Annotated in this window: 19 protein-coding genes; 4 read left to right on the top strand and 15 right to left on the bottom strand. The window is 44.4% G+C overall.

Going from position 1 to position 17,195, the window contains the following annotated elements:
* Window positions 1-475: 475 nt before the first annotated feature.
* From R7Z47_RS22180 to dusA, 7 genes are all read right to left on the bottom strand, one after another.
* Window positions 476-1,255, bottom strand: a complete 780-nt coding sequence (locus R7Z47_RS22180; protein ID WP_005382748.1) for a phosphoadenylyl-sulfate reductase — start codon at window positions 1,253-1,255, stop codon at window positions 476-478.
* The gene (gene cysI, locus R7Z47_RS22185) at window positions 1,248-2,984 is read right to left on the bottom strand and encodes an assimilatory sulfite reductase (NADPH) hemoprotein subunit (protein ID WP_017821724.1); all 1,737 of its coding nucleotides are present in this window, start codon (window positions 2,982-2,984) and stop codon (window positions 1,248-1,250) included. The genes R7Z47_RS22180 and cysI overlap by 8 nt, the downstream gene beginning before the upstream one ends.
* Window positions 2,984-4,855 (bottom strand): assimilatory sulfite reductase (NADPH) flavoprotein subunit, encoded by a 1,872-nt coding sequence (locus tag R7Z47_RS22190; protein WP_005381262.1) that lies wholly within the window; start codon window positions 4,853-4,855, stop codon window positions 2,984-2,986. Before R7Z47_RS22190 ends, cysI begins: the two co-directional genes overlap by 1 nt.
* A 117-nt stretch (window positions 4,856-4,972) precedes the next feature.
* Window positions 4,973-5,203 carry a hypothetical protein gene (locus R7Z47_RS22195; RefSeq protein ID WP_005381264.1) on the bottom strand — a complete coding sequence of 77 codons (231 nt, stop codon included), beginning with the start codon at window positions 5,201-5,203 and terminating at the stop codon, window positions 4,973-4,975.
* 157 nt (window positions 5,204-5,360) lie between these two features.
* Window positions 5,361-6,020, bottom strand: a complete 660-nt coding sequence (locus tag R7Z47_RS22200) for a TIGR04219 family outer membrane beta-barrel protein (RefSeq protein WP_005381265.1) — start codon at window positions 6,018-6,020, stop codon at window positions 5,361-5,363.
* Window positions 6,021-6,118: 98 nt separating this feature from the next.
* A complete protein-coding gene (gene pspG / locus R7Z47_RS22205; RefSeq protein ID WP_005381266.1) occupies window positions 6,119-6,334 on the bottom strand; it encodes an envelope stress response protein PspG in 216 nt (71 codons plus the stop codon).
* A gap of 164 nt (window positions 6,335-6,498) precedes the next feature.
* The gene (gene dusA, locus R7Z47_RS22210) at window positions 6,499-7,479 is read right to left on the bottom strand and encodes a tRNA dihydrouridine(20/20a) synthase DusA (protein ID WP_318130629.1); all 981 of its coding nucleotides are present in this window, start codon (window positions 7,477-7,479) and stop codon (window positions 6,499-6,501) included.
* Window positions 7,480-7,800: 321 nt separating this feature from the next.
* On the opposite strand from dusA, the gene zur reads away from it, so the two are divergent.
* Together zur and R7Z47_RS22220 are read left to right on the top strand one after the other, a co-directional pair.
* Window positions 7,801-8,265: a zinc uptake transcriptional repressor Zur gene (gene zur, locus R7Z47_RS22215; RefSeq protein WP_005381268.1), complete on the top strand. Its 465-nt coding sequence runs from the start codon at window positions 7,801-7,803 to the stop codon at window positions 8,263-8,265.
* A gap of 9 nt (window positions 8,266-8,274) precedes the next feature.
* Window positions 8,275-8,736 carry a chemotaxis protein CheX gene (locus R7Z47_RS22220; RefSeq protein WP_005381269.1) on the top strand — a complete coding sequence of 154 codons (462 nt, stop codon included), beginning with the start codon at window positions 8,275-8,277 and terminating at the stop codon, window positions 8,734-8,736.
* Window positions 8,737-8,835: 99 nt separating this feature from the next.
* Here the strand turns inward: R7Z47_RS22220 and pgi are convergent, their stop codons facing one another.
* Window positions 8,836-10,488: a glucose-6-phosphate isomerase gene (gene pgi / locus R7Z47_RS22225; protein WP_005381270.1), complete on the bottom strand. Its 1,653-nt coding sequence runs from the start codon at window positions 10,486-10,488 to the stop codon at window positions 8,836-8,838.
* 306 nt (window positions 10,489-10,794) lie between these two features.
* Between pgi and R7Z47_RS22230 the strand changes: the two genes are divergently transcribed.
* A complete protein-coding gene (locus R7Z47_RS22230; protein WP_005381271.1) occupies window positions 10,795-11,214 on the top strand; it encodes a secondary thiamine-phosphate synthase enzyme YjbQ in 420 nt (139 codons plus the stop codon).
* Between the two features lie 38 nt (window positions 11,215-11,252).
* Here R7Z47_RS22230 and alr read toward each other — a convergent pair whose 3' ends face one another.
* Entirely contained in the window at window positions 11,253-12,329 is a 1,077-nt protein-coding gene (alr, locus tag R7Z47_RS22235; RefSeq protein ID WP_005381272.1) for an alanine racemase, read from the bottom strand.
* Window positions 12,330-12,342: 13 nt separating this feature from the next.
* Complete coding sequence (locus R7Z47_RS22240; RefSeq protein WP_005382759.1) at window positions 12,343-13,743, bottom strand: replicative DNA helicase; 1,401 nt, start codon at window positions 13,741-13,743, stop codon at window positions 12,343-12,345.
* 221 nt (window positions 13,744-13,964) lie between these two features.
* Here R7Z47_RS22240 and R7Z47_RS22245 point away from each other — a divergent pair, with 221 nt between their 5' ends.
* Window positions 13,965-14,729 (top strand): DUF481 domain-containing protein, encoded by a 765-nt coding sequence (locus R7Z47_RS22245; RefSeq protein ID WP_005381276.1) that lies wholly within the window; start codon window positions 13,965-13,967, stop codon window positions 14,727-14,729.
* A 77-nt stretch (window positions 14,730-14,806) separates the two neighbouring features.
* On the opposite strand, the gene rplI is transcribed toward R7Z47_RS22245, so the two are convergent.
* The 5 genes from rplI to rpe form a co-directional block, all read right to left on the bottom strand.
* Window positions 14,807-15,259: a 50S ribosomal protein L9 gene (gene rplI / locus R7Z47_RS22250; protein WP_005382760.1), complete on the bottom strand. Its 453-nt coding sequence runs from the start codon at window positions 15,257-15,259 to the stop codon at window positions 14,807-14,809.
* 33 nt (window positions 15,260-15,292) lie between these two features.
* Complete coding sequence (gene rpsR, locus R7Z47_RS22255) at window positions 15,293-15,520, bottom strand: 30S ribosomal protein S18 (RefSeq protein WP_000090472.1); 228 nt, start codon at window positions 15,518-15,520, stop codon at window positions 15,293-15,295.
* Window positions 15,521-15,536: 16 nt separating this feature from the next.
* Window positions 15,537-15,839 carry a primosomal replication protein N gene (gene priB / locus R7Z47_RS22260; protein WP_005381298.1) on the bottom strand — a complete coding sequence of 101 codons (303 nt, stop codon included), beginning with the start codon at window positions 15,837-15,839 and terminating at the stop codon, window positions 15,537-15,539.
* An 8-nt stretch (window positions 15,840-15,847) separates the two neighbouring features.
* Entirely contained in the window at window positions 15,848-16,237 is a 390-nt protein-coding gene (rpsF, locus tag R7Z47_RS22265; RefSeq protein WP_005381299.1) for a 30S ribosomal protein S6, read from the bottom strand.
* 244 nt (window positions 16,238-16,481) lie between these two features.
* The gene (rpe, locus tag R7Z47_RS22270) at window positions 16,482-17,153 is read right to left on the bottom strand and encodes a ribulose-phosphate 3-epimerase (RefSeq protein WP_005381300.1); all 672 of its coding nucleotides are present in this window, start codon (window positions 17,151-17,153) and stop codon (window positions 16,482-16,484) included.
* Window positions 17,154-17,195: the final 42 nt, after the last annotated feature.

Raw genomic sequence — 17,195 nt, forward strand, 5'->3', positions numbered from 1 at the left:
TTTGATACCGAAGTATCGAATTGGATTATCATCAACGAGTGCCCACACAGATTGATAGGTCTATATTGTTAAAGAGCAACTCTTCTTTGTGATTGACATCACTTCGGAAGAGGCGGCCATTCTAGCGAGATAATTTATTGTGTCAAACACTTTCTTCAAATTATTTCGTTTTTCTTTTCAGCCTTATCAACTTCGCTTAAACCCTTGTGAGGCCTTGCCCTGTCGACGAGGAGGCATTATAGAGATCGCGCTCACATTGGCAAGTGTTATTTTTCAAAAATTGCAAAAACAGTGGTTAAACGATGAGTTTTCGATCAAACCTTTATTTATTCAACTTTACCCCAAACTATCACACAACTTATCCACAGAGTTGTTCTTTGAGACGTGTTTTTCAAGTACCATAAATAAAGAAAGCTGCTTTATTGCAGCTATCTTTATTAAACTTAACCTAAACTCTATTTAAAGAGCATTATGGCTATATGCCAGACCCATCTTGTTCAGAGCCATCATCTTCGTGTAGGCCACATTCTCGCTTTAAGCCAAAGAATCGAGTTTCTTCCTCTGACATTCCCGGCTCCCATTTACGAGTAGTATGTGTATCACCAACTGAAAGGTAACCTTCATCCCACAATGGGTGGTATTTAAGGCCGTGTTGTTCTAAGTAGTAATGAACGTCTTTATTAGTCCAATCAATTACTGGTAGAAATTTAAACACACCGTTCTGAATTGATAGAATCGGTAAACCTGCACGAGATTTACTTTGCTCTCGACGCAGTCCAGAGAACCACGTTCCAACATTAAGCTCTTTTAACGCTCGACGCATCGGCTCAACTTTATTGAGCTTGTTGTATTTTTCAATTCCCTCTACGCCTTGCTCCCATAATTTTCCATATCGAGCTTCTTGCCAATTCGCACTTTCCTTGGCTCGATAAACTTTTAAATTTAGGTTGAGAGCATCTGTCAGCTCATCGATAAATCGGTACGTCTCAGCAAACAGGTAACCAGTATCGGTTAGAATGACGGGGATGTCCGCTTTGGCGCGAGTAACTAAATGAAGCATAACCGCGGCTTGAATACCAAAACTAGAAGAAACCGCGAACTCGCCTTCTAGATTATCTAAAGCCCACGCTACTCTCTCTTGTGCTGAAAGCTTTTCGAGCTCGACATTAATTTGAGCAAGACGGAGGATTTGCTCCGTCTTTGTTAATGTCAGTAACTCTGTGAGCTCCAGCTTGGATGCTACAGAATCAAGCATGAAAGTCCCTCTTTGATACGAGCACTTCTTGGATAATGCCAGCACGAATAGTGAAATCGCCAAAGGCTTCGCCTTCTTCACGCTCTTTCGACCATCGGGCCACCAGCAGATCAATCTCTTCTAAGATTTGCTTATCCGTGATGTTCTCTTTATACATTTTTGGTACTCGAGTACCGGCACGGTTACCACCTAGGTGCAAGTTGTAACGACCCGGCGCTTTGCCAACTAGACCAATTTCAGCCAACATTGCGCGACCACAACCATTTGGACACCCAGTTACACGCAAAATGATGTTGTCATTTTCTGGTAGGTTGTGCTTCTCCAGAATCCCCTCAACATCAGTAACAAACTGAGGAAGGAAACGTTCAGCTTCTGCCATCGCTAGCGGACAAGTTGGAAAAGCAACACAAGCCATTGAGTTCTTACGCTGTTCACTTACGCCGTCGTCCATTAAGCCATGTTCACGAGCGATCTTTTCAATCTTCGCTTTTTCGTTTTTAGGTACACCCGCAACAATTAGGTTTTGGTTTGCTGTCATGCGGAAATCGCCTTTGTGGATTTTGGCAATTTCAGCAACACCCGTCTTAAGTGGTTTACCTGGAAAGTCTAATAAGCGACCGTTTTCGATGAAAAGCGCTAAATGATATTTACCATCAATTCCTTCTACCCAGCCAATACGGTCACCACGTTCTGTGAATTCATATGGACGGCTTTGCTCAAACTTAACACCAGCACGTTTCTCGACTTCCGCTTTAAACACATCGCTACCTACACGATCTAACGTGTACTTCGTTTTCGCATTTTTGCGGTTTGAACGGTTACCCCAATCACGCTGAGTTGTTACTACAGCTGCGGCAACATCAAGTGTCTTGTCCAGCGGAATAAAGCCAAAGTCGTCAGCGCGGCGCGGATAAGTTGATGTATCGCCATGCGTCATCGCTAAGCCGCCGCCGACCAGGACGTTAAAACCAACCAGCTTGCCGTTATCTGCAATCGCTACGAAGTTGAGATCGTTAGCGTGTACATCTACGTCATTTTGCGGTGGGATAACCACTGTGGTTTTAAACTTACGTGGTAAGTAGTTCTTGCCTAGAATCGGTTCGTCTTCTTCCGTGCTTTCTACTTTTTCACCGTCTAGCCAAATCTCTGCATAAGCGCGTGTTTTCGGAAGCAGGTGTTCACTGATTCTCTTCGCCCATTCGTAAGCTTCTTGGTGTAACTCTGACTCCACTGGATTAGTGGTACACAACACGTTACGGTTTACATCACCCGCGGTTGCAATCGAATCAATACCAATACTGTTGAGCGTTTGATGCATCAACTTAATATTCGGTTTTAATACCCCATGAAACTGGAACGTTTGGCGAGTCGTCAGACGAATACTTCCATATAAAGAGTGCTCCGTTGCGAACTTGTCGATCGCTAACCATTGCGTTGGCGTGATGATGCCTCCAGGCATACGAGCACGAAGCATCACATTATGTAATGGTTCCAGTTTTTGCTTTGTGCGTTCATTACGGATATCACGATCGTCTTGTTGATACATACCGTGGAAACGAATTAACTGGAAGTTGTCGGCAGTAAAGCCACCAGTAATACGGTCCTGTAAATCTTGCTCAATGGTGCCACGTAATAAGTTGCTTTCTCGCTTCAGGCGCTCGTTATCAGATAGCGGCCCTAACTCTTCACCTAATACAACCTGCTTATTATTGTCCGTAGAAAAAGTCATTAGTACACATCCCTCTGATAACGTTTCGCTTTACGTAGGTCATTAATAAATTGTTCTGCATCGTCACGCGGCATCTTGCCTTCTTGTTCAGCAACGATAACCAATGCGTCGTGCACATCTTTTGCCATACGCGTTGCATCACCGCAGACATAGATATAAGCGCCTTCTTGGATCCACTGCCACACTTGAGCTGCGTTTTCTAAGATGCGATGTTGTACGTAAACCTTTTCTACTTGGTCACGACTAAAGGCAACATCCAATCGGCTTAGTACTCCTGACTTGAGATACTTTTGCCATTCCACTTGGTATAAGAAGTCTTGAGTGAACGTGCGATCACCAAAGAACAACCAGTTTTTGCCTTCAGCATCACGGTTTTCACGTTCCTGAATAAAGCTTCGGAATGGTGCGATCCCTGTGCCAGGACCAACCATGATAATTGGAGTGCTATCATCTTCCGGCAGTTTAAAGTTGTTGTTATGCTCAACAAATACTTTAACTTCATCTCCCTCTTCGAGACGCTGTGCTAAGAAACTAGACGCTCCACCATATCGTTTTTCGTCGTTTTGTTCGTACTCAACCAAAGCAACCGTTAGGTGTACTTCTTCATCGACCTCTTCTTGGCTTGATGCAATAGAGTAAAGGCGTGGAGTAAGACGACGAAGCAAACCAATCAATTCATCTGCGGTTAACTTGGTTTTCTTTTCTGCCAGTACATCAACGATTTGAGTATTTGCAGAGTACTCGCGAAGCTTATCTTTATCTTCAACTAACTTTTGTAGTTTCTTGCTACCGGATAACTCGGCAAACTTTGTGATGAGCTGTGGGTTAGATGTTGTGATTTCATATTTACTCACAAGAGCACTGTGGATTGACAAGCTTTCACCATCAACGTCAACAGTCTCAACCCCAGACAAACCGACCTTACCAAGAATGGCATTTGCAAGTTCCGAGCTATTTTCAAACCACACACCTAGTGCATCACCTGGCTGATACGTTAAACCCGAGCCTTCTAAGTCGATTTCTATATGGCGAACGTCTTTTCCAGAGTCACGGCCCGTGATTTTTTGACTGGTCAGTAACGTCGCAGTGTACGGATTTTGTTTATTGTAAGGAGAGTGCGCAGTCGCAGCTTGACCCACAGGAAGTTGAACCACATCCGCTTCAGAGCCAGAAGACAGTGTATCTTTTACCTTGTCTAACGCATTCTTACGCCATTCAGTTGCAGGGGCTTCATAATCCACATCGCAATCAAGACGCTCGATAAATGGAGTCGCGCCTAGCTTTGATAGGTAAGTGTCGAAGTCTTTACCGGTCTGACAGAAGAACTCGTAGCTAGAATCTCCCAATGCAATAACACCATATTGCAGGTTTGGCAGCTTTGGAGCCTTCTTCGATTGCAAAAACTCATGTAGCTCAATGGCATTGTCTGGCGCTTCGCCTTCGCCGTTAGTCGATGCCACAATAATGACATGCGTTTCTTTGGCTAAGTTTTTACCTTTGTAATCGCTTGCATCAAAAAGTTCAACTGCAATTCCTTCTGCTTTTGCTTCCTGTTCCAGAGCTTCAGCAACACCTTTAGCATTGCCCGTTTGGGAAGCAAAAATAATACTCAACTTACCTGCTGGCTTCGCTGATACGGCTGCCGTTGCTTGTGCAATTGGCGTTACCGCTGTGTTTGGTTGATTTTGAGCTAATCCCCAAAAATACCCACTGACCCAAGCAAGTTGCTGTGAAGACAACTCAGAGACAGTTTGTTGGAGTGAGCTAATTTGTTGGTCATTCAGAGGGCTTGCGATTGGAGGATTTCCTCCTTGCCCATTATTATCTTCAGACACATTCTTGTGAGAATACTCATTCTTTTGAAAAGACATTATCACGACATCCCTATTCATTGCGTGACGATAGAGTACCCACTCTCCTTAATAACAAGAAAGAATAGAAGTGAATGTTTTATAACTTTTTGGAAGTAAGAACGGCTTACTTTTTGCTCATCGATCTTCAATGCGGACTTGTTGAAAGCCTACTGCCATTGCCGATTTTGACGCAGTATCCAAATCTTCATAAAGACATTCTTCGCCGTGACTGTCCGTTAGAAAAACAAAACCACCGCGCGCATGTCTGAACTCTACAACCCAACCACCCTCTTGGATTGCAGGCTCAATAATCGCTTCGATAAGCTGATTTTCACGGAATAGATGTCTTAGTTCATTTATTGTCATCGCTATCCCTGCTTTAACTTTCACATTGCTCCTAGGTAAGCATGGTCTAAGTCAGCCAAATAGGGAGAAATTTCGATTAGATATAATGAAGTGATATAAAAAAACGCCGCTTATAAAGCGACGTTTTAAGTAAATCGAATATCTAACATGGCTGAATTTAGAACGCGTATTCCGCACTCACAAAGAAGCCGTTAGCAAAAATAAACTCTTTCCCTAGATCCGACATGAATTTATCGGACTCTAAATCAATCACACGGTAACCTCCACGAAAAGCCAGTCGAGCTTTTTCGAGCGGTACATTGTATTGAACACCTGCCATGAAATCGGTGCTTTTGATACCTTTGTTGTCACCAAAGTTTATCTCACCAATCACATCAAAGTTTGTATCCGGAACTTGAATTTCTGCGTAACCATACCAAGCCCAAATCAGCTCATCAAATTCTTCTACACGCCTGCTTGAGCCAGCATCAATGTATTTAGTGTCACTTAAATTACTGAACGTGAGACCCGCATCAAAGTGCAATAAATCATGCTCTAGAACGTGGTAATACAAGGTTAAATCGAGCTTATCGAACCCCATGTAATCCGCATCAACACTTGAGTAACGAAGGCGCGCATTAGGGACATATTTAACATCATGTTCAATCGCCGCGTAAAAAGTGCCTGCGGTACTGCTATCTCGTCTCACTTCATTAACTTTAGTGTCGGCAGCCCATACCTCTGCGCCGACTTTTGTCGATACAGAGTACTCTGCAAAAACAGGAAAAGATACTGCCAACGATAATGCCGTTAAAGCGATGTTCGCTTTATTTGTCATGTAGTATTTACTCCGAGATAGCTGATATTCACGTAGAGGACGTGGGAGGAAATATACCATATTCTCACGCCTCTCCATCAACTAAATGATGTTACTCATTATTTATAGCGGGGCTGAGCGACGTAATTCTTGAAGAACCAAATACCCAATGCAATCACGATTAACCATGGTAATAGTTTGAGTACCGCTCCAACCATTCCCAGTAAAAACATCACAACTAACGCAATACCAGTTGCTGCGAATACGGTCATCATTGTGATACCCGTAACCAACAAGGTCGCCGCAAAGACTAAAATAAAGATTAGCTCCAACATAATCACTTCTCCATTTGTTTTCAATAAACAGAGCAGTTTCCATACCAACTTATAGAGAAGAATTTAAGATTATGATTTTTAATAAAAAAACAAAACCAGAGGCATTTCTGCACTCTGGCTTTATCATTCTTTAGTTGGTAATTTTAGCCATTCACTGGCGAATTTTACACATTCAATTCTTTTGGAATCTTAGCTAGCGCGTCTTGCAATACTTCTAGACCAGAACCTGATTTGTGCGCATTTTCACTGATATGACGACGCCATTGACGAGCACCGGGCATGCTTTGGAACAAACCTAACATGTGACGGGTAATGTGACCAAGGTACGCACCTTTCGCTAATTGCGCTTCAATGTATGGGTACATCTCTTCAACAATTTCGCTGCGTTTCTTCACTGGAGCGTTAGAGCCAAACAACTCTTGGTCTACCGATGCCAGTAGATATGGGCTTTGGTATGCTTCACGACCAATCATCACACCGTCAAGATGCTGAAGATGTGCTTTTGCTTCTTCTAATGACTTCACGCCACCGTTAATCGCAACCGTTAGGTGTGAGAAGTCTTGCTTCAATTGGTAAGCGCGTGGGTAATCCAATGGTGGGATCTCACGGTTTTCTTTTGGGCTTAAACCACTTAACCAAGCTTTACGAGCATGGATAGTGAACTGCTCACAGCCACCCTTTTCTGAAACAATAGAAACGAAATCCGTTAAGAACTCGTAAGAGTCTTGATCATCAATACCAATGCGAGTCTTGACTGTTACAGGGATATCGACCACGTCTTTCATTGCTGCGACACAATCCGCAACTAACTGCGGTTCAGCCATTAGGCAAGCACCAAATCGACCGTTTTGTACGCGGTCAGATGGACACCCCACATTTAGGTTAATCTCATCGTAGCCACGCTCTTGCGCTAGCTTAGCACACGTAGCCAAATCTGCTGGGTTTGAACCACCAAGTTGAAGGGCTAACGGATGCTCTTCTTCGTTATAAGCCAGGAAATCTCCTTTTCCATGAATGATCGCACCTGTCGTCACCATTTCAGTGTACAGCAGGGTTTCTTTGGTCATTAAGCGATGGAAGTAGCGACAATGACGATCAGTCCAATCTAACATTGGTGCTACAGAGAGCCTGCAAGAATGAGTCATGATATAAACACCCGTTTTTATGTTGCCAAGGTCGAGCGCAGCAGTACGCTCAAAAAATAAGTCGGGTATTGTATACCCAAGCACCTCTGGGTGCTAGTTTCAGCGAGAATGATTTGGTTGGCTGGCTAGCCAAGTGCTTAGGAATACGCAGAAGTAATACGAATCTGTCATTCGTTGATTCATTCTGTGATGATTATTCCGCCTTCACACCACCACCGACTTGCTTTAATTCATGATTTTCGTTCTGATAGTGGGTAAAATGAAGCATTTCTAAACGAACTTCGTATAGAAATGATTTATCATAGAGCACGTCCGATAGTTATGGTGAAAGGTTTGAACCCAACAATCATTGAACAAATTGAAAGTATCTGCGCAGAGCGTGGAGTACGACTGACTCCGCAACGCCGACGCGTATTTGAACTCATTTGTTCTAATCGCCGCGCCTCAAGTGCGTATGAGCTATTGGAGCAACTAAAAGAGAGTGAGCCTCAGGCTAAGCCGCCCACTGTTTATCGAGCATTAGATTTTCTCCTAGAGCAAGGCTTCATCCACCGAGTGGAATCGACAAATAGCTTTATTACTTGTTGTTCTTTCAATACTCAGCAGCACTTTTTCCAATTACTAATTTGCGATAAATGTGGTGATGTCGTTGAACTCGAAGATGAGACGCTGATATCCTTGTTAGCCGAAAACGCCGAGAAGCATGGATTCAAACTGACCAACCAAGTTATTGAAACTCATGGTGAATGCCAGGCCTGTTCCTCCGAGACGAAAGAAAAAGTATAGAAGAACGTTATGCGCGCTGAATTTGTAAACCCGTTTTTAGCTTCTTTAATGAACGTGCTAAAAACTATGGCTTCTCTTGAGCTGAAGCCACAAAAACCGCGAATCAAAAAAGATGAGATCGCACGAGGTGACGTTTCTGGTCTGATTGGTATGGTAGGCCCACAAACTCGTGGTTCAATGTCGATCACCTTTGATGAAGCACTCGCCCTAGAAATCATGCAGAACATGCTTGGTGAACGTCCAAATGGGCTCAATGAAGAAGTGACCGATATGGTGGGTGAGATCACCAACATGGTTACTGGTGGTGCGAAACGCATTCTGGCGGAAAGTGGTTTTGACTTTGATATGGCAACACCGGTTGTGGTTTCGGGCCGAGGTCATACAATTCGCCACAAGTGTGAAGGCTCAATTATTATCATGCCTTTCTCTTCCCAATGGGGAAATGCCTTTATCGAAATTTGCTTCGAATAAAAGAGAAAAAATAGGTTGGCACTGGCCAACCTATTTTGTTTTTGCCTCAGGCAATAAAAAGGTCAGCATTTGCTGACCTTTTCTTTATCTATTCAAACATTAAGCTTTGAACGCTTTAAATGCGTTGATTAGACCGTTTGTTGAGCTGTCATGCGAGCTGATTTGAGACTCGTCTGCAAGCTCAGGTAGGATTTGGTTAGCCAGTTGTTTACCTAGCTCCACGCCCCACTGGTCAAAGCTGAAGATATTCCAGATAACACCTTGTACGAAAATTTTGTGTTCGTACATTGCGATCAAGTTACCTAGCGTACGAGGCGTGATTTGCTTCACTAGAATAGAGTTTGTTGGACGGTTACCTTCAAACACTTTGAATGGCGCAATCGCTGCCACTTCTTCAGCATTCTTACCTACTTTCACCAACTCTTCTTTCACGGTTTCTTCATTTTTACCAAACGCTAGAGCTTCAGTTTGCGCGAAGAAGTTAGACATCAGTTTTTGGTGATGATCGCTAGCTGGGTTGTGGCTAATTGCAGGTGCAATGAAGTCACATGGGATAAGCTTAGTACCTTGGTGAATTAGCTGGTAGAACGCGTGCTGACCGTTGGTACCTGGTTCACCCCAAATGATTGGGCCAGTTTGGTAAGTTACAGCATTGCCGTCACGATCAACGTATTTACCGTTTGATTCCATGTTGCCTTGCTGGAAATATGCTGCAAAACGGTGCATGTATTGATCGTAAGGTAGGATAGCTTCTGACTCCGCACCGTGGAAGTTGTTGTACCAAATACCAATCAAAGCAAGAATCACTGGAATATTGCTTTCTAGATCTGTTGATACGAAGTGCTTGTCCATCTCGTGAGCACCATCAAGCAACTCAACAAAGTTGTCGAAACCTACTGCTAGTGCAATTGATAGACCGATCGCAGACCATAGTGAGTAACGGCCACCAACCCAGTCCCAGAATTCAAACATGTTCGCTGTATCGATACCAAATTCAGACACGGCTGTCGCGTTTGTTGAAAGCGCAGCAAAGTGCTTAGCCACATGAGCCTGATCACCCGCCGATTCTAGGAACCAATCACGAGCAGTGTGCGCGTTAGTCATGGTTTCTTGTGTTGTAAACGTCTTAGACGCGATCAAGAATAACGTCGTTTCTGGGTTAACTTTCTTCAACGTTTCAACGATGTGTGTACCATCAACGTTAGATACGAAGTGAAGGTTTAGATGATTTTTGTATGGCGCTAGAGCTTCCGTCACCATGTAAGGGCCAAGGTCAGAACCGCCGATACCGATGTTCACAATATCGGTAATTGCTTTGCCTGTGTAACCTTTCCATTCACCGCCGATAACGCGCTCAGTGAATGATTTCATTTTTTCTAGAACCGCGTTCACTGCTGGCATTACGTCTTCGCCATCTACCATAACTGGAGTATTAGCGCGGTTACGTAGTGCAGTGTGAAGAACAGCGCGACCTTCTGTTTGGTTGATCGCTTCACCACTGAACATCGCTTCAATTGCAGATTTCAGCTCGGTCTCTTTCGCAAGAGCAAACAGGTGCTTCAGAGTTTCCTCATTGATGAGGTTCTTTGAGTAATCGACTAGGATGTCTGAGCCGAAACGTGCAGAGTATTTGTCGAAACGCGCTGCGTCTTGAGCAAACAGCTCTTTAAGATCCATATCTTGTGCAGATTCGAAATGCGCCGTTAGCGCTTTCCAAGCTTGTGTTTGCGTTGGATTGATATTTTTCAACATGGTCTTTATCCCGATGTTACAGTAGGTTCCATTCCTTACAGTCTAGCGAAAACTGTGGAATCCCCGATTTAGCAAATAGAATATAAATTAGATGTTTGGGCAAATTGCCACAAAACAAGTCTTTGTAATTTTTTTTCAGGCGCCAATTATGACCGAGAGCTTTTACACTCACATTGAGTTAGGTCACGTTCCCTGCCCTGAAATTGAACAATTCATTTACGATGACAAGAATCATATCATTTACTAATGACAGGCTCTAATTGGAATAGGATAGACGCCAATTTATAAATTTCCAAAGGAACACGTATGTGGGCACAAAAAACACTGCAATTAAAAGCGAGAAGCCGCGGTTTTCACCTGATAACTGATGAAATTGAACAACAATTACCACAAATAAACGAACTTTCAGTAGGTTTATTACACTTATTTATTCAGCACACCTCCGCCAGTTTGACCTTAAATGAGAATGCTGATCCAACCGTGCGTATGGACATGGAAGCGCACTTCAATAAGTTTGTGCCAGAGCGTGCTCCTTATTATCAGCACACCTATGAAGGTGACGACGACATGCCGGCACATATTAAAGCATCACTGCTTGGCAGTAGTGTGACGGTACCAATCCAAAATGGTCGATTAGCTTTAGGAACATGGCAAGGTATTTACTTGGGTGAGCATCGAGACTTTGGTGGCGGCCGCCGCGTTATTGCTACGATTAACGGTGAGTAGATAAAACAAAGGCTAACCTTGGGTTAGCCTTTCGTTGTTTATTTGGAGTATTCCATCTCGACGCGAGGCGTTAGCTTAGTCACGAGTTCATACGCAATCGTACCAATGTGACCCGCCACTTCTTCTACTGGGAGCTCTTTCCCCCAAAGAATCGCTTCGTCGCTGACTTTATCCGTTGCGTCTGGTCCCAAATCGACCGTCAGCATATCCATGGAAACTCGACCTGCAATAGGTACTTTACGGCCATTAACCCACACCGGCGTACCGTTTGGAGCACTTCTTGGGTAACCGTCGCCATACCCTACAGCAATGACACCAACTTTTGTATCTCGCTCACTGGTCCAAATACCACCATAGCCAACACTTTCGCCCTTCTTCACTTCACGTACCGCAATAAGGTGGGATTTAAGTGTCATGACAGGCTGATACCCAAGATCTTGCGCCGTTTTGTCATCGAATGGCGACACACCATACATGATAATACCCGGACGAACCCAATCTAAATGGCTTTGAGGCCATGCCAATAACCCCGCAGATGCCGCCAGTGAACGTTCCCCTTGGCAACCAGAAGTCAACGATTTAAACAGCTCAATCTGTTGTGGGGTAATATCGCTATCCAGCTCATCTGCACAGCCAAAGTGGCTCATGTAACGCAACGGTTTCGCTACATTTGGACACTCCTTCAGCCGCGTTACAAAGTCGTCATATTGTTCAGGACGAACCCCAAGGCGGTGCATGCCACTGTCAATCTTCAGCCACACGACAACCGGAGTTTCAAGGTCTGCTTGCTCCAAGGCGATAAGCTGCTCTTCACAGTGCACCACGGTTTGGATGTTGTTCGTCACAAGAACAGGTAAATCACCAGGAGAGTAAAAACCTTCTAGCAATAGAATCGGCTTTACTACTCCACAAGCGCGCAGTTGCAATGCTTCTTCAATGCGAGCCACGCCAAACGCATCCGCATGGTTAGCATGTTTTGCGACATGACGTAATCCGTGACCATAACCATTGGCCTTGACGACAGCCATCACTTTACTTTGTGGCGCTTGAGCTTTTACGCGCTGTAAGTTGTGCTGCAACGCAGACAAATCAATGCACGCCTTGGCCGCTTTCATATAGCTCATGGAATTACTCATCATCAATATCGAATGCAGGACCCGCGTAGTTGTCGAAACGCGAATGTTGACCTTGGAAAGTGAGGCGAACAGAGCCGATAGGACCGTTACGCTGTTTACCAATAATGATTTCGGCCGTACCTTTGTACGGACTATCTGGGTGATAAACCTCATCACGGTAGATGAACATGATCAAGTCGGCATCCTGCTCGATGGAACCGGATTCACGCAAGTCCGAGTTTACTGGTCGTTTATCCGCACGTTGCTCTAGGGAACGGTTTAGCTGCGACAGTGCCACAACAGGCACATTTAGCTCTTTTGCCAGCGCCTTAAGAGAGCGAGAGATCTCAGCAATCTCAAGAGTACGGTTATCGGTTAACGAAGGCACGCGCATCAACTGAAGGTAGTCGACCATGATCATAGATAGACCGCCATGTTCACGAGCGATACGGCGAGCGCGCGAACGCACTTCGGTCGGAGTTAGACCAGAGCTATCATCAATGTACATATTCTTCTTCTGCATCAGGATACCCATAGTAGAAGAAATACGCGCCCAATCTTCGTCATCTAGCTGACCCGTACGGATCTTGGTTTGGTCAACACGAGACAAAGAGGCCAACATACGCATCATCAACTGTTCAGCTGGCATCTCTAACGAGAAAATAAGTACGGGCTTTTCTTGTTGCATGGCCGCATTTTCACACAAGTTCATCGCAAAGGTCGTTTTACCCATCGATGGACGCGCTGCGACAATCACCAAATCAGAGCCTTGCAAACCTGCGGTTTTCTTATTGAGGTCTGTGAAACCGGTATCGACCCCGGTAACACCATCTTGTGGCGTTTTATACAACAACTCGATACGTTCTAACGTCTTTTCAAGGATGTTGTCGACGTTTTGTGGTCCTTCGTTTTCACTAGTTCGAGACTCGGCGATAGCAAAAACTTTACTCTCCGCCATATCTATTAAATCTTCAGAACTGCGACCTTGAGGGTCATAGCCCGCGTCCGCAATTTCATTCGCGACACCAATAAGACCACGAACAATCGCACGCTCAGCGACAATATCAGCATACGCATTGATGTTAGCTGCACTTGGCGTATTCTTCGCCAAGTCAGCGAGGTAAGCAAAACCGCCTACATCTTCTAACAACTCGTGACGCTCTAGATATTCCGATAAAGTAATAAGATCGAGAGGTTTACCCGCTTCAAGAATGGTTTTTACACCTTCAAAAATCAGGCGGTGTGGACGACTATAGAAATCACTGCTCACAACACGTTCGGCAACGGTGTCCCAACGTTCATTATCCAGTAAAAGACCACCAATTACTGATTGCTCGGCTTCTAGTGAGTGAGGTGGCACTTTGATTGCGTCGACCTGACTGTCTGAAGGTTTGCGATTTCTGTTTTCCGCCATGACTTTGCTCGATAACTACTATTGACCCACGATTATAACCTTAACCTAGCTGAGATGCTTCCCCGAAGCGACAATTACTTGTTAAGAAATCATCATGTGAACCACCCGGGTAATAGCCTGGTTCTTCCGCCTAGCTCTAATAAAAATTAACCTACCATTGACCCAACCAAATATCTGTATCAGTATCATGCCCCTCCTTTTTGATTACGTTCGAGGTTGATGTGTCCCGATACTGGTTACTTAGCTTTAGCCTACTGTGCGCTAGTGCATCGTATGCTGACGAATCAGTACAGCCAGAGCAAAATATTGATGTACCCGACCCACTAAAAACCGAGGTGGAGTTCGGCTATCAAGCTCACACAGGTAACACGGACTCTCGTTCCCTGAATGCTCGTTTGAGTGCTGAATATACGTCAGGTCGACACCGTTCTAATGGTGAATGGAAGTACTACAACTTGTACAAAGACGGTGAAGAAGACAAACGCTCATCCACCTATTCCCTACAGAGTGACTACAAGTTAGGCCCTAAGACGTATTTGTATGGCAGCTTTAAAGGAGTGGATTCTCGCTACAGTGCTTATTTTAAAGACTATACGTTGTCAGGTGGTTTGGGTTACCAGTTCTCCTACACTGAGAACTTCATTTTAGAGGTAGAAGTAGGCCCTGGTTTTCGCTATCAAGAGCCAAACTTAGACGAAATAGATGATGACGATATTGTCTTTCCCGATATCGTTAGAGAAGGCATTTTTCGAGGAAATATCAACACAACTTGGCATGCGTTGGATAATTTAAGTTTCGCAGCTGATATTACGTTGGTAACAGGTAGAAGTAACACACGTACTGATAGTGAACTCAGTGTAACCAATGATATTACTGAAGATATCGCACTGAAACTGGCGCACTCTCGTCAGTATCACGATAAAGTGCCTGAAGGCTTAAGCAAAGCGGACAGCGTATTTTCCGTTAATTTACTTTTCGCTTTTTAACCCTTTTTCTCTCAGTTTTAGAAATAAAAAAAGCACCTCCGAGGAGGTGCTTTTTAGTATTTCGTCTTGATACTGAATTACTCAGCAGCAACAACTTGTAGGTTAACTGTCGCGAAAACTTCAGAGTGAAGTTGAACGCTGATCTCGAACTCACCAGTGTTACGTAGAGCACCTTCAGGAAGGCGAACTTCGCTCTTAGCAACTTCAACGCCTGCAGCTGTGATAGCGTCAGCGATGTCACGAGTACCGATAGAACCGAATAGTTTGCCTTCGTCACCAGCTTTAGAAGCGATAACTACCGCTTCTAGAGCGTTAACTTTCTCTGCGCGAGCTTCTGCAGCAGCTAGTTGCTCAGCAACTTTAGCTTCTAGTTCAGCACGACGAGCTTCAAACATTTCAACGTTAGCTTTAGTTGCCATAACTGCTTTACCTTGTGGGATAAGGAAGTTACGAGCGTAGCCAGATTTAACGTTTGCAGTATCGCCAAGACCACCTAGGTTACCAATTTTATCAAGTAGAATAACTTGCATTGCTTAATCCTCTTTCTTAATAAAATGAACCGATTACTGATGCTTGTCAGTGTACGGTAGTAGAGCTAGGTAGCGTGAACGCTTGATAGCACGTGCTAGTTGACGCTGGTACTTAGCGCTTGTACCAGTGATACGGCTAGGTACGATTTTACCAGCTTCAGTGATGTAGTTTTTAAGAGTTGCTACGTCTTTGTAATCAATCTCTTGTACGCCTTCTGCAGTGAAACGGCAGAATTTACGACGACGGAAGAAACGAGCCATGGGCTATCTCCTGATCTTAAATTTGAGTAATGTTGTCGGCGTGTAACACTAATTTTCCCACGCCATTTCGGCCGGTTTGATAAGTGACAAAACCACTTACCTTAATGTTACTGCCTTGAACTAAATTCTGAGTTAGTGCTTGTGACCCAAGCCCGCTGACGACTACCGGCATACGACAATAAACTTGTCGAGGTAAGTCAGCTTCGATAATAGTAGAGCGATGCTCCAGCCAAAACCGACAGTGTTCAATGCCACCAGGGCTTTTACTACGAATGGGCGGTTTGGCAATGGTGCCGCTCAGCTCCATTCGATTGGCCATAAGAAAACTTACTCAGCAGCTTCTGACTTAGCTTCAGGCTTAGCTTCAGAACGCTCTTCACGACGTGGAGCACGCTCTTCTTTTTGCTTAAGCATGATAGATTGCTCAGTGATCGCTGCTTTAGTACGCATGATCATGTTACGTAGAACTGCATCGTTGAAACGGAAAGCAGTTTCTAGCTCATCAATTACAGCTTGGTCAGCTTCAACGTTCATAAGAACGTAGTGAGCTTTGTGAAGCTTGTTGATTGGGTAAGCCAGTTGACGACGGCCCCAGTCTTCTAGACGGTGGATTTTACCGCCAGCTTCAGTGATTGAACCAGTGTAACGCTCGATCATGCCAGCAACTTGCTCGCTTTGATCTGGGTGCACCATGAATACGATTTCGTAATGACGCATTGGTTGCTCCTTACGGATTATTCAGCTTCCACAAATGGCTCAGTCGTCCAGAGGAAGCAAGGAACTAAAGATAATTGACTGAGTTTAAGGAGCACGAATAGTACAGAAAGGGCGTAAAATAGGCAAGTGATTATTTGCTCATCGCAGCGGATATTTAATTTCTTCTAATACTAGAAAACACAAAGGCTGCCAACAACATGGCAGCCTTTAAAATCAGTGTGTTATTGCGCTGGCTTATCGGTGCTTATTTAACTTCAGCCAGTTCAGCGCGCATTTGATCGATCACTTGTTTGTAATCTGGCTCACCGAAAATCGCCGAGCCTGCGACAAACATGTCTGCGCCCGCTTCTGCAATTTCACGAATGTTGTCAACCTTCACACCGCCATCGATTTCTAAGCGGATATCACGACCAGACTCGTCAATCATCTTACGAACGGCACGCAGTTTATCTAGTGTATGAGGAATGAATGATTGGCCACCAAAACCAGGGTTTACCGACATCAGTAGAATCATGTCGACTTTATCCATAATAAATTCAAGACTTGCAAGTGGCGTTGCTGGGTTTAGTACCACACCAGCCTGACAGCCGTGCTCTTTAATTAACTGCAGTGTACGGTCTACATGATCAGAAGCTTCTACATGGAACGTAATCATCGACGCACCCGCTTTTGCGAAATCAGGAATAATACGGTCAACGGGTTTCACCATTAGGTGAACATCGATTGGCGCTGTGATGCCATAATCGCGTAGTGCTTTACACACAGGCGCACCAAAAGTCAGGTTTGGTACATAGTGGTTATCCATAACGTCGAAATGCACCACATCCGCACCCGCTGCGAGTACTTTTTCTACATCTTCACCGAGACGAGCAAAATCTGCCGATAAAATGGATGGAGCAATAAGAAAATCTTTCATACCTGACCTCAGTAGTAATGAGCAAACAATCTGCGCGCAATT

Origin of the sequence: Vibrio sp. 1641 (assembly GCF_033339995.1) — a bacterium.
GTDB lineage: Bacteria > Pseudomonadota > Gammaproteobacteria > Enterobacterales > Vibrionaceae > Vibrio > Vibrio alginolyticus.